Below are 14,232 nucleotides of genomic sequence, written 5' to 3'. Positions count from 1 at the left end.
TTGTGGAGCAGGCGGAACTCTCCTACGGGGCCACCGAGTCGAAGCCGGTGAAGCCGCTCGGGTCATGCCGTCCGAACGAGCCGTGTTCGAAGATGCCGTGGCCGATCCTGCCCTCCAGCCGGAAGCGGGCCGCATGGTCGGTGACGCCGAAGGCGGCCCGGGGGTGCGGCTCGGTGAGGTCGTAGGTGCGGCGGTCGGTCCAGTCGCGGCCCTGCCAGGTGCCGTGCTGCCAGTCGTCGGCGGGCGGGTAGCCGGCGCCGAGTGCGAGCGGTGAGGAGGTGAGGACCTCCACCTCCAGCTCCATGGGCTTGCGGAGGTCACCGAGGTGAATGAGGGCGCGTTCCGGGTGGCGCGTGCCGGGGCGGTAGGTGATCTCGGGCTGGGGCCAGCCGAGTTGGCGGTCGCGCCGGCCGGGACGGACGAGGGTCGCGTCGTTGAGCGAGCGGTGGCCGTCGGCGTCCTCCTGGACGATCACCAGGAGGAAGCGGTCCTCGAAGCGGACCGGGCACCAGATCCAGTGGAAGCCCTCCGCGGGGTGCTCCTCCGCGAACCGGCCGCCCTCCTCCCCCGGCACCGGCCGCACACCCCAGCTGCGGTCCCGGGTCCCGGTCCAGCCCTGGAGGCGCAGTTCGCGTCCGCCCACCCGGATCCAGCCGTCGCAATGGCCCGCCTGCACGAAGCGCCTGCCCTCCAGGGTGAGCCGGCCGCCCCGCCGCTGCAGGTGGTGCGGCTCCCAGAGGGCCGGGAAGTCGGCGGTCCAGCTGATCTCGTACGACAGTCCGTCCGGGTCGCCCGGGTCCGCCTCGCAGCTCAGCACGAACTCCCGCAGCGGGCGTTCGACGAGGATGCGCAGCGGGCCGACGGTCAGCTCCGTCCTGGAGTCCTCGCGCAGGGCGTCCGAGGCGCGGACCGCGTGCAGGGTGTCGCCGAGGCGCAGGGTCGCGTAGGCGTCGATCACCCCGAGGTTGGGGTAGACGCCGAGCCCGAGGATGAGCAGGGCGTGTCCCTCGTGGTCGAGGACGTGGAAGATGCAGCGGTCGTAGGCGTTGCGGTCCCCCGTCGCCACGTACTTCATGGACAGGGGCACCTGGTGCACGGGGTACTCGTCGAGCGGTACGGGGCGGTCGTCGGTCATGGCCAACCTCCCAGCCGGCGGTTGGCTGACGGTACGTCAAGCCGCTGGCACTGGCCAGATGTTCGGCCGGACGCCCGCGAACTCACGGTCGATTGCGGACACCGTGACCCGGCCGCCGGCTTCCGCGTTGCCCCGGTATGACCCGTACGTATGCACCGGTCGTAGAATCGGTTCCGCCGACGCCAACCCCGTCCCCCTACCGCCCGGCCCCGCCGCCACCCCAGGACCCGCCCATCTACCGGGACCTGATGCGCACCTGGGCGAGCGGCGGGCGCACTCTGCCGGGGCGCCACGACCCGGAGTGGGTACGGCTCGCGGCGCCGCAGGTCAGGCCCGGTCAGTTCAGCGCGTCTCCGGACCCGCTAGGTGGCGGGCGATGACCATCCGCTGGATCTGGTTGGTGCCCTCGACGATCTGGAGGACCTTGGCCTCGCGCATGTAGCGCTCGGCCGGGAAGTCCGCGGTGTAGCCGTAGCCGCCGAGGACCTGGACGGCGTCGGTGGTGACCTTCATCGCGGTGTCGGTGCAGTGCAGCTTGGCCATGGCCGCCTGCTTGGCGAAGGGCCGCCCGGCGTCGCGCAGCCGCGCCGCCGCGAGGTACAGCGCCCGGCCCGCCTCGATCTGGGTCGCCATGTCGGCGAGCATGAAGCGCAGTCCCTGGAAGTCGGCGATCGGCCGCCCGAACTGCAGTCGCCCGGTCGCATAACCGACCGCCTCGTCGAGGGCCGCCTGGGCCACCCCGATCGCGCAGGCCGCGATGCCGAGCCGTCCCGAGTCGAGCGCGGACAGGGCGATCGCGAAGCCCTGCCCCTCGTCGCCGATGCGCCGGGCGTCCGGGACGCGCACCCCGTCGAAGTGGACCTGGGCGGTGGGCGAGCCCTTCATGCCCATCTTCTTCTCCGGGGCCGCGGCGCTCACGCCCTGCGCGTCGGCGGGCACCAGGAACGCGGTGATCCCGCGCGGGCCCTCCTCGCCGGTGCGCGCCATGACGGTGTAGAAGTCGGCGACCCCGCCATGGGTGATCCAGGCCTTGGTGCCGGTGATCACCCAGTCGCCGCCCTCCCGGACCGCCCTGGTGCGCAGCGAGGCCGCGTCCGAACCGGACGAGGGCTCGGAGAGACAGTAGGCGCCGAGCAGTCCGCCGCCGAGCATCGCGGGCAGGTGCTCGACCTGCTGTTCCTTGCTGCCGTAGGTGGCGAGGGCGTAGGAGGCGAGGGTGTGCACGCTGACGCCGAGGCCGACGGTGAGGCGGGCCACGGCGAGCTCTTCGAGGACCTGGAGGTAGACCTCGTACGGCTGGTCGGCGCCGCCGTACTCGGGGTCGTACGGCAGACCGAGCAGTCCGGTGCGGGAGAGCAGGGTGAAGACCTCGCGCGGGAAGTGCCCGGCGTCCTCCTCCTCGGCCGCCTTCGGGGCGATCTCGTGCTGCGCGATGTCGCGGACGAGCGAGATCAGATCCCGGGCCTCGTCCGTGGGCAGTTGCCGGTCCACCGGCTGCGGGGCGCGGTCGGGCATGGCGACGCTCTCCTCCCTGTAGGGCGCTGGCGGGCGCACGCCGTGGGGTGGGGCGGCTCCGCCGGTCTCACTGGGCGCCGCTCGCTGCTCGCGTCTCCCGGGTCACGGAAGCTGCTGACCAGCGGCTGCGCCCTGTGAGTATGCCCGAAAGGAGACACCTGGTCACTGGTTAACGACCGCTCACTTCAAGATATCCCAGGGCACCGACAACCGGCCTCGAATCGGCCCGGGATTGGTCCGAACCATTGACCAGGTGGTCTAGTCCTCCTACTCTTCCGGCAGCGCTTCATCGCGTTCATGCCAATCGACTGGCGTTCCCCTCTCCCCCACGAGGAGACACCGATGCACCTTCCCCACCTCGTCCGCTTCCGGGCGCTGATCTCCGCCGCGTGCTGCGCGGTGCTCGGCGCGGGCCTGCTGGCCGGCGCGAGCAGCGCCACCGCGGCCGCCCCGGGGGCGACACCGAGGGCCGCCGGCTCCAAGGTCGTCGGCTACTTCACCGAATGGGGCACCTACGACCGCAAGTACTACGTGAAGAACATCGAGACCTCCGGCTCGGCGGCGAAGCTGACCCACATCAACTACGCCTTCGGCAACGTCACCGGCGGCAAGTGCGCGATGGGCGACGCCTACGCGGCGACCGACCGGACCTACACGGCGGCCGAGTCCGTGGACGGGGTCGCGGACACCTGGGACCAGCCGCTGCGGGGCAACTTCAACCAGTTGCGCGAGCTGAAGAAGAAGCACCCGGGCCTGAAGGTCATCTGGTCGTTCGGCGGCTGGACCTGGTCGAGCGGCTTCGGCGAGGCCGCCCGCAACCCCGCCGCGTTCGCCCAGTCCTGCTACGACCTGGTCGAGAACTCCAAGTGGGCCGACGTCTTCGACGGCATCGACATCGACTGGGAGTACCCGAACGCCTGCGGCAACACCTGTGACACCAGCGGCAGGGAGGCGTTCAAGAACCTGATGGCGGCGCTGCGTGCGAAGTTCGGGAGCGGTTCGCTGGTCACCGCCGCGATCACCGCGGACGCCACGGCCGGCGGCAAGATCGAGGCGGCGAACTACGCGGGCGCGGCCCAGTACGTCGACTGGTACAACCCGATGACGTACGACTACTTCGGCGCCTGGGACGCGACAGGACCGACGGCCCCGCACTCGCCGCTCAACTCCTACTCCGGCATCCCGAGGGCCGGTTACTACACCTCGGCGACCATCGCCAAGCTCAGGGGCCTCGGCATCCCGGCCTCGAAGCTGCTGCTCGGCATCGGCTTCTACGGCCGCGGCTGGACCGGAGTGACGCAGTCGGCGCCGGGCGGCACCGCGACGGGCCCGGCGGCGGGCACCTACGAACAGGGCATCGACGACTACAAGGTGCTGAAGTCCAAGTGCCCGGCGACAGGGACGGTCGGCGGCACCGCCTACGCCAAGTGCGGCAACAACTGGTGGAGTTACGACACCCCCGCGACCATCGCGACGAAGATGACGTACAAGAACCAGCAGGGCCTGGGCGGCACCTTCTTCTGGGAGCTGAGCGGGGACACCTCGAACGGCGAGCTGATCAAATCGATCAACTAGCCGGGATCAGGTCATGAACTGACCGGTCCCACGGGGGACTTGGGGCGGGGGACCACGAGCCTCCGCCCCAACTCGTGGCCGTCAGTCGCCGCGGCGGGCCGGTGCCGGAGCCGGGTGGGTCGGATCCAGCTCCGCGATGGCGCGCATCGAGGCCCCGAGCGTCTTCACCAGGAGTTCGCGCATGGTGTCGCGGGAGAGCTGGGGCGGGCCGTCGATCCAGTCGAGGGTGGCACCCTCGACACTGCACACCCAGGCGACCAGGCCCATACGGGCCAGCGGCGAGATGTCGGTGCGGCCGTACGCCCCTTCGGCGATGGTCGCGACGATCGCCTCCCGCACCCCGTCCCGGATGGCGTGCACCTCGGCGTCGAAACCGACACCGCCGCTCACGACCGTGCGGTAGGCCGCCTGGTTGTGCTCGGCATAGCGCAGGTAGCTGTCCAGGGTGCGGTGGACGCGGTCCACCTGCTCCATCTCCAGGCCGCTCGCCGCGTAGGTGACCAGGTCGGCGACGGAGTCCTGGATGATCGCCAGGTAGTAGCCCCGCTTGGACTGGAAGTAGTAGTAGATCAGCCCCTTGGCGACGTGCGCCTGCTTGGCGATGTCGTCCATGGACAGCGCATCGTAGGACGTGTCCGCGAACAACTTCCGCCCGATGGCGATGAGTTCGGCGCGGCGCGCAACCGAGCGCTCGGTGCCGCGGGCCCGCGGGCGGGCGGCTTCACGCTGATCACTGATATGCAAATTTCGCCCCTGGTCTCGGGCTGGCGGCGGGACATCCGCAGTATGTCAGGTCACTTGTGGACCAGGTCACAGGAGACCGAGCTGCGTGACGAGCATCGCGATCACCGTGACAAGGACCCAGCCCGCGATCTGTTCGAGGATCTTCGGACCGTGGTCCTCGGGGCCGCCGGTACGGCTGCGGGCGGCGGTGGCAGAGTGTGCGGTCATGGCGTCTCGCTGATCTCGGAAGTACTGGTCGGATCCCCCGCCGATCCGTCCACCTTGCCACTCTCCGTGGCTTTTGCGGCCGAGACCTTGGTCACAGCAAACGGCCCCCGACGGATGCCGGGGGCCGTCGCGGGGCGGCTCAGCGCACGCCCACCGCCGCGAGCGCCTTGCGCTGGCGCGGGGTCGGGCAGGCGGGGAAGTACAGATAGCAGACGCCGCCGGTGCCGGAGACGACCTTGCCACTGGCGTTGTACCGCTTGGTGCGCAGCCAGATATTTTCCCACTCGCGCCGCTTGTAGACGCGCCGCACCGCCTCGTCGCCGGGCGAGGCCGGGTCGTTGGCGATCACATCGCCCTCGGCGGTGAAGCCGATCACCGTCATGAGGTGGCCCGAGGTGCCGTAACCGGCCCCGGTGAGCTCCTCCTTGAGGAACGACTGGGACGTTATGGCCGGGATGCCGGCCGCGATCAGCGTCTCCAGGTCGGTGAGCGAGCCGAGCCGGGTCACCACGCCCTGGAGGTCCTTGAAGGTGGCCGCGTAGGCCGCGTTGAACGGCCAGTTGCCGCAGCCCGCGTACTGGTAGTCGTAGGTGTACCGGGCCGCGTGGCAGACCTGGGGGTCGGCGTACGCCGGGTCGACCCAGGCCAGCTGCTCCTTGGTGAGCCGGCCGCCCCAGTACTCGATGATCATCTGCGAGGACGTGGGGCTGCACCAGGCCTCGCCGCCGTTGTCGTACTCCGGGTACTGGCCCTTGTGGATCTCCTGCGAGTAGCGCGGGACGATCAACTCCTTGGCGAGCCCGGGCGCGGTGGCCGGCACGGTGAAGCGGTCCGGGACGTCCGAGCCCATCGCCCCGAGCCGCCAGACGGTCGGCGTGTTCGTCGCGCCGGGCTTGCGGTACAGGGTAAGCCGCAGCCGGTACGAGGCCAGGCGCAGCCCGGTCGACGCGTCGTCGATCGCGAAGGTGTCCGTCCAGATCGTGCTCTTGCCGTCGGTCTGGTCGTCGACCGAGGTCCGCTTGATGTCCTCGTCGCCGGCCGCCCAGCGGCCCATCACGTACCAGGGGGTGGCCGTCCCGTCGGAGTAGGTCCCCTGAAGTTCGATCTGGATCCAGGTGCCGGCCGGGGTGTGGGCGTTCCAGGAGGCGATCACCTCGGCCGAGGGCACGGCGAGCGGGCGGACCGGGGAGGTCCAGGTCGCGTACTCCCAGGTGGCGGTGGTCCCGGTGTGCGGGTCGGTGTACGCGGTGGTGCCCGCGGGAGCGCCGATCACGACCCCGGGGCGGTGTCCTGCGACGGCGCGGGTGCCGTCGGCGGTGCCGGCGCGCCAGTCGCTGTAGGTGGTCCAGGCGTGGTTGTCGACCGGGCGGGCGGCGGTGTCGTCGGGTTCCGCGGCGGTGTCGTCCGCGGCGGTCGCGGGGCTCGCGGCGCGTGCCACCGCGGCGGCGACCGCGACAGCCAGAACGGTCCTGCGGGACGGCTGCTGGGCTCTGCTCATGGGTGGGAAGACCCCCAGGTGTCCGATTCGGAGCGGGCCGATGCACGTTTGTGCGCCAACTATGAACGAGGCGGCATGCTCCTGCCAGCACTTCGGCCCGTGCCACGCCCGTGAATATTGGTCTCGTCCACTGGCATGACCTGGGAAGCTGCGGTTCCGGCGGCGATCACAGGCCCTCACTAGACTGGACGGGCCCGACCGCCCATCCGTATGAGCAGCTTCAGGAACTCGTCATCCATTTCCTCGCCTCCCGGCTCCGCCGGCTGTCCCCGTCCTGCGGCCCGGTCCGTCTGATCGGCGTCGACGGGCACGCCGGTTCCGGAAAGTCCACGTTCGCCGGGCAGTTGGCCGACGCCCTCGGCGGCGCGCCGGTGCTGCATCTCGACGACATCGCCAGCCACGACGAACTGTTCGACTGGACCGGGCGGCTGATGGACGAGGCGATCACCCCGCTCGGCCGCGGCGAGACCGCGCACTACGCCGTCTACGACTGGCACGCCCGCCGCCTCGGACCGTCCCGCGCCCTGCCGCCGGCACCGGTGATCCTCCTGGAGGGGGTCGGCGCGGGCCGACGCGCGCTGCGGCCGCACCTGGCCCGACTGCTGTGGATGGAGTTGTCCCCCGAGGAGTCCTGGGCACGCGGCCGCTCCCGGGACGGGGCGGAACAGCGGGAGTTCTGGGAGGGATGGGTCACGGCGGAACAACGGCATTTCGCCGAAGACCCCTCCCGGCCCTACGCCGACCTCCTGGTACGGCAGTGCCAGAAGGGATACACGCTCACCAAAGGGCCTGCCGGGACCGCTGGACCGGACCACGATGTCACCCACGGTGACGGTCCGGCGGCGATGTGTTGAACCTGTGAAGACCCACCAGTAGGAACTTGCCTGAGTCGCCCAACTCCGCTTGACCGAGGGGCCGTACAGGTCTTACGTTCTGAATGTGCGGCCGTTCGAGGCCGCCCGCAGTCGCGAAGCCCCCGGTTGTTCCCCCGTGATCGGGGGCTTCGTTCTGCCCTCACACGGATTTCCGGACGCCGTGAGGCGCGATTTGCTCACCCTCGGTCACCACCCGCGGTGCGCCTCATCTGCTCCCACCTCGCCAAACGGCCTGTGCGGCACCCTACGGCGAGCGACACCACCGCAGGTACGATGCCCTCGGTGCGACCTACGGACGACTGCTCTGCGCACCGTTGCAACTCCGGTCCGCGGCACAGCGGTTGGACGAAGGCGGCCACCGGGCGTCGGCCCGGTGGTGAAACCACGGGGGCACGGTTTGTGGGGGACGTGATGGATTTCGGCACGCAGGGCCCCGAGGCCCCGGCCGACCTCGCCTGGCTGCGAGGTGTGGACGCCTACACGATGGGCGCCTATCCACAGGCGGAGGAGGAGTTCCGGGCCGCGGTACGGATCGATCCCGGGATGGCCGACGGCTGGCTCGGACTGCACGCGCTGCGTGTCGACACGACGACCGCGCTGCTCAGGATGTTCCGGCACCGCGAGCGCTTCGGCGAACAGCGCGCACGGCACCGACGCACCCTCAACTCCTGGTACTGGCTGGGGTGGTGGGTGCAACCGGTCCTGGAGAGCCCGCGCGACCTGCTGCTCGCGCACGCCTCGCACTGGCTGGACGGCCGGCATGTCCCCGAGCTGGACCGGGCCCTCGCGGGCCTGCCACCGGTGGACACCGACCATCAGGTCCGCTTCCTGCACGCCTGCCGCGCCTATCTCGTCAAGGACTGGGATCAACTGGTCAGGCACACCGACCCGTTGATCGACGACGCCATGCTCGGCATCGAGGCCGGCCTGTTCGGCGGCATGGCCCGGGTCCGCCTGGAGATGTTCGGCCAGGCCGAACCGCTGCTCTCGGCGGCCCTGATGCGCTGTCGCAGCGAGCAGCCCCAGCGCAAGGAGCTGCGGTACTGGCTGGCCCGGGCGCACGAGGGGACGGGCCGGTCGGCGGCCGCGCTCCCCCTCTACCGGGCCGTGCACCGCGTCGACCCCGCCTTCATGGACACCTCGGCCCGGCTCGCCGCGATCGCCGAGGGCGACGGGTACGACGACCCGGCCGACCTCGCGGCGATCACGCTCACCGGGTTCGGCCAGGACGTGCTGGACGGACCCGACGGCATCGACCCGCTGTTCGGTATCGAGGGGCGGGAGCTGAAGCTCTCCGACCCGGAGCCGCCGCCGACCGGTCCGCTGCCCTCGATGACCGACCCGGCCGGACGCGAGCGGTCCGGAGTACCGGCGGGGCCGCTGCCGGCGGGGCCCACCGATCCCGTCTTACTGGAGGAGGCGCTCACCGAGCTGGAGCGCATGGTGGGGCTGGAGCCGGTGAAGCGCCAGGTCAAGGCCCTGTCCGCCCAGTTGAACATGGCCCGTCTGCGCGCCGGGCAGGGCCTGCCGGTCCAGCCGCCCAAACGTCATTTCGTCTTCTCCGGGCCCTCCGGCACCGGCAAGACCACGGTGGCCCGCATCCTCGGGCGCGTCTTCTACGCCCTCGGCCTGCTCGGCGGCGACCATCTCGTGGAGGCACAGCGGGCGGACCTCGTCGGGGAGTACCTCGGCCAGACCGCGGTCAAGGCGAACGAACTGATCGACTCGGCCCTCGGGGGCGTCCTCTTCGTCGACGAGGCGTACTCGCTCTCCAACTCCGGTTACGGCAAGGGGGACGCGTACGGCGACGAGGCACTCCAGGTGCTGCTGAAGCGGGCCGAGGACAACCGGGACCACCTGGTCGTGATCCTGGCGGGCTACCCGGAGGGCATGGACCGTCTGCTCGGCGCGAACCCGGGGCTCTCCTCCCGGTTCACGACCCGCGTCGACTTCCCGTCGTACCGTCCCCTCGAACTCACCTCCATCGGCGAGGTGCTGGCGGCGGAGAACGGTGACGTCTGGGACGAGGAGGCGCTGGACGAGCTGCGCTCCATCGCCGGACACGTGGTGGACCAGGGCTGGATCGACGAGCTGGGCAACGGGCGGTTCCTGCGGACCCTCTACGAGAAGAGCTGTGCGTACCGGGATCTCCGGCTGTCGACGTATCCGGGGATGCTGAGCCGTGACGACTTGTCGACGTTGCGGTTGCCGGACCTGATGCAGGCGTACGGGGAAGTTCTGTCGGGGCGGGGGCCGCAGGACCCGTCGGCGATGTAGCTCGTCGGCTGCGGGCCGGTGGGGGCTTGTCGCGCAGTTCCCCGCGCCCCTAAGAGCAGTGGGCACGGCTAGGCACGCATGAACTGCACCCACCCAGGGGCGCGGGGAACTGCGCGATCAGCCCCCACCGGCCCGCAGCCGAAACTACGACGCCAACGCCTCCTCGCTGCTACGAGGCTCGGTGACCCGCACCTCCGGCAGCTCCCGGTGCGCAGGGTCCCGTACCTCGCCCACCAGCAGCTCCAGCACATCCTCCAGTGCCACCAGACCCAGCACCTTCCCGGACCCGTCCGCCACCTGGGCCAGGTGCGTGGCCGCGCGCCGCATCACCGTGAGCGCGTCGTCCAGCGGCAGGTCGGAGCGGAGCTTCGTCATCGGCCGCCAGATCTGCTGGGGCACCGCCCGCTGCGAGTCCTCCAGGTCCAGTACGTCCTTCACGTGCAGGTACCCCATGAAGGCGCCGTTCTCCGCGGCGACCGGGAAGCGTGAGTACCCGGTACGGCCGGTGAGTTCGATGATCTGGCCCGGGGTCACCGAGGGGCGCACCGTCACCAGGGACTCGCGCTTCAGCAGGACGTCCGTCACGGGGCGCGAGCCCAGTTCCAGCGCGTCCTCCAGGCGTTCCTGCTCCTCGGGGTCCAGCAGGCCCGCCTGGCCGGAGTCCTCCACCAGCCGGTTCAGCTGTTCGCTGGTGAACACGGCCTCGACCTCGTCCCTGGGCTCGACGTTGAAGAGCCGCAGGATGGCCCGGGCGCAGGCGCCGAGGGAGAGGGTGATCGGCCTGCAGAGGCGGGCGAAGTAGACGAGGCCTGGGCTGAGCCACAGCGCGACCTTCTCCGGGGCCGCCATCGCGAGGTTCTTCGGGACCATCTCGCCGATGACGAGATGGAAGAAGACGACCGCGGCCAGGGCGATGATGTAGCCCAGCGGATGGATCATGCCCTGCGGCAGGTGGATCCACTCGAAGACCGGCTCCAGCAGGTGCGCGACCGTCGGTTCGGCGACCGCGCCGAGCGTGAGCGAGCACACGGTGATGCCGAACTGGGCCGCCGCCATCATCTGGGGGAGCCGCTCAAGGCCGTACAGCACCTGGCGGGCCCGTGCCGTGCCGAGCGGTTCGATCTGGCTGCGGCGCACGGAGACGAGCGCGAACTCGGCGCCGACGAAGAAGCCGTTGGCGAGCACGAGCAGCCCGGCGAAGAGGAGTTGGAGCACGCTCATCGGGCGGCCTCCATGACGTTGACCGCGGGGACCGTGCGGACCAGGCGGACCCGCTCGGCACGGTAGTGCCCGACCTGGCGGACGGTGAGCCGCCAGCCGGGCAGTTCGGCCCGGTCGCCGACGGCGGGGATACGGCCGAGCAGGTCGGCGACCAGCCCGGCGACGGTCTCGTACGGCCCCTCGGGCACGTCGAGGCCTATGCGCTGGAGGATGTCGACCCGGCAGCTGCCGTCGGCGTCCCACGCGAGGCGGCCGTCCTCGGGCGGGGCGGCGGCGAGTTCGGGGACGTCCTGACCGTCGTGCTCGTCGCGGACCTCGCCGACGATCTCCTCGACGATGTCCTCCAGGGTGACCACGCCGGCGGTGCCGCCGTACTCGTCGACGACGACGGCGATGGGCTGCTCGCTGCGCAGCTGGGCCAGGAGGGGCTGGACGGGGAGGGTCTCGGGCACCAGCAGCGCCGGGCGGGCGATGCGGGCGACGGGGGTGCGCAGCCGGTCCTGGACCGGGACGGCCAGGGCGTCCTTGAGGTGGACCATGCCGACGATCTCGTCGATCTTCTCCCGGTAGACGGGGAAGCGGGACAGACCGGTGGCGCGGGTGAGGTTGACGACGTCCTCGGCGGTGGCCGAGGCCTGGAGCGAGCTGACCTTCACGCGCGGGGTCATGACGTGCTGCGCGGTCAGCTCGGCGAGCGAGAGGGTGCGCACGAACAGGTCCGCGGTGTCCTGCTCCAGGGTTCCCGCCTGGGCCGAGTGGCGGGCCAGGGAGACCAGCTCGCCGGGGGTGCGGGCGGAGGCCAGTTCCTCGGCGGGCTCGATGCCGAGCGCCCGGACGAGGCGGTTGGCGACCGCGTTCAGGGCGGCGATCACCGGCCGGAACAGACGGGCGAAGGCGTGCTGCGGGCCGGCCACGAAGCGGGCCACCTGCATCGGCTTGGACACCGCCCAGTTCTTGGGCACGAGTTCGCCGATCACCATCTGCACGGCCGAGGCCAGCAGCATGCCGACGACGACGGCCACGCCGGAGACGGCGCCCTCGGGGACGCCGATGGCCGTGAACGGGCCGTGCAGCAATTCCGCTAGGGCCGGTTCGGCGAGCATGCCGACGACGAGGGAGGTGATGGTGATGCCGAGCTGGGTGCCGGAGAGCTGGAACGACAGCTCCTTGAGCGACTCGGCGACCCTGCGGGCACGACGGTCGCCTTCCGCGGCGGCCTTCTCGGCGTCCGTGGCCTCGACGGTGACGAGGCCGAACTCGGCCGCCACGAAGAAGCCGTTGGCGAGAATCAGCAGGAACGCCGCTCCCAGGAGCAGCAACGGGATGGTCATGCCGCCGCCTCGATATCTCGCGGGATATCTCGGGAGGGGGCGGCGCAGGTACTACAGGACGATCCGTCCATCGCTGGAGGGAGTCACTCCTCGGGTAGCAGGAACAACGAGAGGCGGAGGCGCAAGGAAAAACGCCTCCGCCAACAGATTAATCAAGACATGGCCGACTGCGGCAGGGTGGAAGCCCCTGAGTCAGCCCTGATCTTCGTCGGAGCGGGCGGTGGAGCGGGCCTCGGCGAGCGCCCGCAGGGCCTTCGCGTCGGCGATGGCCTGCTGCTTCGCGATGCCCGGCTGGATGCCGAGCGCGGGCAGGCTGGTGCCGTCACTCAGGTTCAGGAAGACCCAGGGATCGCCCGGGCGGAGGTTCACCTGGATGATCTCGGCCCACTCCAGATGCCGGCGGCCGGCGATGTTCTGGACGGTGACACCGGACTCGTCGGCGACGACCTTCACCCTCGCCAGCAGGAACAGCACACCGGCGAGCAGGGCCGCCGTGAAGATGAAGCTCAGGCGCTCGCCGGGGCCCAGCTGCTCCAGCAGGAGAGCGATCACCGTGATCGTCACGAAGATCGCGACACCCGCGGTGATCAGCACGGCACGGGTGCGGCCCGGCCGGAACGTGACGGGGAGGGTGGGCGGTTCGGAGGACATATGCGGCACTTCCCTCACAGACGGCAGGCGTGGATGGCCGTCGTCAGGATGGCCCGCGCGCCGATGTCGTACAGATCGTCCATGATCCGCTGCGCCTCCTTGGCGGGGACCATCGCGCGGACGGCGACCCAGCCCTCGTTGTGCAGCGGGGAGACGGTCGGCGACTCCAGGCCCGGCGTGAGCGCGACGGCCTTCTCCAGCTGCTCGACGCGGCAGTCGTAGTCCATCATCACGTACGTCCGCGCCACCAGGACGCCCTGGAGGCGGCGCAGGAACTGCTGGACCTTCGACTCCGCGGCTTCATCGGCGTCGGCGCCGGTGCGGCGGATGACGACGGCCTCGGACTTCATGATGGGCTCGCCGAAGACCTCCAGGCCCGCGTTGCGCAGGCTGGTGCCGGTCTCCACGACGTCCGCGATGACCTCGGCGACTCCGAGCTCGATCGCGGTCTCGACGGCGCCGTCGAGGTGGACGACGGAGGCGTCGATGCCGCCCGCGGCGAGGTGCCCGGCGACGATCCCCTCGTAGGAGGTGGCGACCGTCTTGCCCTTGAGGTCCTCGAGGCCGTTCGCGGTGCCCGGCTTGGAGGCGAAGCGGAAGGTGGAGCGGGCGAAGCCGAGCGGCAGGATCTCCTCGGCGTCGGCGCCGGAGTCGACCAGCAGGTCACGGCCGGTGATGCCGATGTCGAGCTGACCGGAGGAGACGTAGATCGCGATGTCCCGGGGGCGGAGGTAGAAGAACTCCACGTCGTTGACCGGGTCGACGATCCGCAGTTCCTTGGACTCGCGGCGCTGCTGGTAGCCGGCCTCATGCAGCATGTCCGCCGCAGGGCCTGACAGGGAACCCTTGTTGGGGACGGCGATGCGCAGCATGAGGTCGGCTTCCTTTGCTCTCAGGGGTTGTTTCGGCGCGTGGCTTACAGGTGGGCGTAGACGTCGTCGAGGGAGATCCCGCGCGCGACCATCATCACCTGGACGTGGTAGAGCAGCTGCGAGATCTCCTCTGCGGCCGCCTCCTTGCCCTCGTACTCGGCGGCCATCCAGACCTCGGCGGCCTCTTCGACGACCTTCTTGCCGATGGCATGGACGCCCTTGCCGACCAGCTCTGCGGTGCGGGAAGTGGCGGGATCGCCGTTGGCGGCCTTGTGCTGGAGCTCGGTGAAGAGCTCCTCGAACGTCTTATTGGACATGGTGGCGCCCACTT

The 14,232-nt window shown here is 70.5% G+C and carries 13 protein-coding genes; 3 read left to right on the top strand and 10 right to left on the bottom strand.

Annotated features, from left to right (window positions below; genetic code table 11):
* Positions 1-22: 22 nt before the first annotated feature.
* Positions 23-1,135 carry a hypothetical protein gene (locus RKD20_RS36645; RefSeq protein ID WP_424881440.1) on the bottom strand — a complete coding sequence of 371 codons (1,113 nt, stop codon included), beginning with the start codon at positions 1,133-1,135 and terminating at the stop codon, positions 23-25.
* A gap of 342 nt (positions 1,136-1,477) precedes the next feature.
* A complete protein-coding gene (locus RKD20_RS36640; protein ID WP_424881439.1) occupies positions 1,478-2,650 on the bottom strand; it encodes an acyl-CoA dehydrogenase in 1,173 nt (390 codons plus the stop codon).
* 342 nt (positions 2,651-2,992) lie between these two features.
* Between RKD20_RS36640 and RKD20_RS36635 the strand changes: the two genes are divergently transcribed.
* The gene (locus tag RKD20_RS36635; protein ID WP_424881438.1) at positions 2,993-4,225 is read left to right on the top strand and encodes a glycoside hydrolase family 18 protein; all 1,233 of its coding nucleotides are present in this window, start codon (positions 2,993-2,995) and stop codon (positions 4,223-4,225) included.
* 81 nt (positions 4,226-4,306) lie between these two features.
* Here the strand turns inward: RKD20_RS36635 and RKD20_RS36630 are convergent, their stop codons facing one another.
* From RKD20_RS36630 to RKD20_RS36620, 3 genes are all read right to left on the bottom strand, one after another.
* On the bottom strand, positions 4,307-4,969 hold the full coding sequence (locus RKD20_RS36630; RefSeq protein ID WP_424881437.1) for a TetR/AcrR family transcriptional regulator: 663 nt from the start codon (positions 4,967-4,969) through the stop codon (positions 4,307-4,309).
* A 66-nt stretch (positions 4,970-5,035) separates the two neighbouring features.
* Complete coding sequence (locus RKD20_RS36625; protein WP_424881436.1) at positions 5,036-5,176, bottom strand: SCO1431 family membrane protein; 141 nt, start codon at positions 5,174-5,176, stop codon at positions 5,036-5,038.
* Between the two features lie 139 nt (positions 5,177-5,315).
* Positions 5,316-6,674 carry a peptidase C39 family protein gene (locus tag RKD20_RS36620; RefSeq protein ID WP_424881435.1) on the bottom strand — a complete coding sequence of 453 codons (1,359 nt, stop codon included), beginning with the start codon at positions 6,672-6,674 and terminating at the stop codon, positions 5,316-5,318.
* Positions 6,675-6,907: 233 nt separating this feature from the next.
* On the opposite strand from RKD20_RS36620, the gene RKD20_RS36615 reads away from it, so the two are divergent.
* Both RKD20_RS36615 and RKD20_RS36610 read left to right on the top strand, forming a co-directional pair.
* A complete protein-coding gene (locus RKD20_RS36615) occupies positions 6,908-7,528 on the top strand; it encodes a uridine kinase family protein (RefSeq protein WP_424883402.1) in 621 nt (206 codons plus the stop codon).
* 432 nt (positions 7,529-7,960) lie between these two features.
* Positions 7,961-9,826 carry an AAA family ATPase gene (locus RKD20_RS36610; RefSeq protein ID WP_424881434.1) on the top strand — a complete coding sequence of 622 codons (1,866 nt, stop codon included), beginning with the start codon at positions 7,961-7,963 and terminating at the stop codon, positions 9,824-9,826.
* A gap of 144 nt (positions 9,827-9,970) precedes the next feature.
* On the opposite strand, the gene RKD20_RS36605 is transcribed toward RKD20_RS36610, so the two are convergent.
* The 5 genes from RKD20_RS36605 to RKD20_RS36585 form a co-directional block, all read right to left on the bottom strand.
* Positions 9,971-11,047 (bottom strand): hemolysin family protein, encoded by a 1,077-nt coding sequence (locus RKD20_RS36605; RefSeq protein ID WP_424881433.1) that lies wholly within the window; start codon positions 11,045-11,047, stop codon positions 9,971-9,973.
* Positions 11,044-12,378, bottom strand: coding sequence for a hemolysin family protein (locus RKD20_RS36600; protein ID WP_424881432.1), 1,335 nt, complete (start codon positions 12,376-12,378; stop codon positions 11,044-11,046). The genes RKD20_RS36605 and RKD20_RS36600 overlap by 4 nt, the downstream gene beginning before the upstream one ends.
* 192 nt (positions 12,379-12,570) lie before the next feature.
* The gene (locus RKD20_RS36595; protein WP_356599505.1) at positions 12,571-13,029 is read right to left on the bottom strand and encodes a PH domain-containing protein; all 459 of its coding nucleotides are present in this window, start codon (positions 13,027-13,029) and stop codon (positions 12,571-12,573) included.
* Positions 13,030-13,043: 14 nt separating this feature from the next.
* Positions 13,044-13,901 carry an ATP phosphoribosyltransferase gene (hisG, locus tag RKD20_RS36590; protein ID WP_424881431.1) on the bottom strand — a complete coding sequence of 286 codons (858 nt, stop codon included), beginning with the start codon at positions 13,899-13,901 and terminating at the stop codon, positions 13,044-13,046.
* Between the two features lie 44 nt (positions 13,902-13,945).
* Complete coding sequence (locus RKD20_RS36585; protein ID WP_020117406.1) at positions 13,946-14,218, bottom strand: phosphoribosyl-ATP diphosphatase; 273 nt, start codon at positions 14,216-14,218, stop codon at positions 13,946-13,948.
* Positions 14,219-14,232: the final 14 nt, after the last annotated feature.

Source organism: Streptomyces sp. SLBN-8D4 (genome assembly GCF_049739545.1).
Taxonomy (GTDB): Bacteria; Actinomycetota; Actinomycetes; order Streptomycetales; family Streptomycetaceae; genus Streptomyces; species Streptomyces canus_C.
The sequence above is the reverse complement of the archived record's forward strand: the minus strand, read 5'-3'. Positions and strand labels throughout refer to the sequence as shown.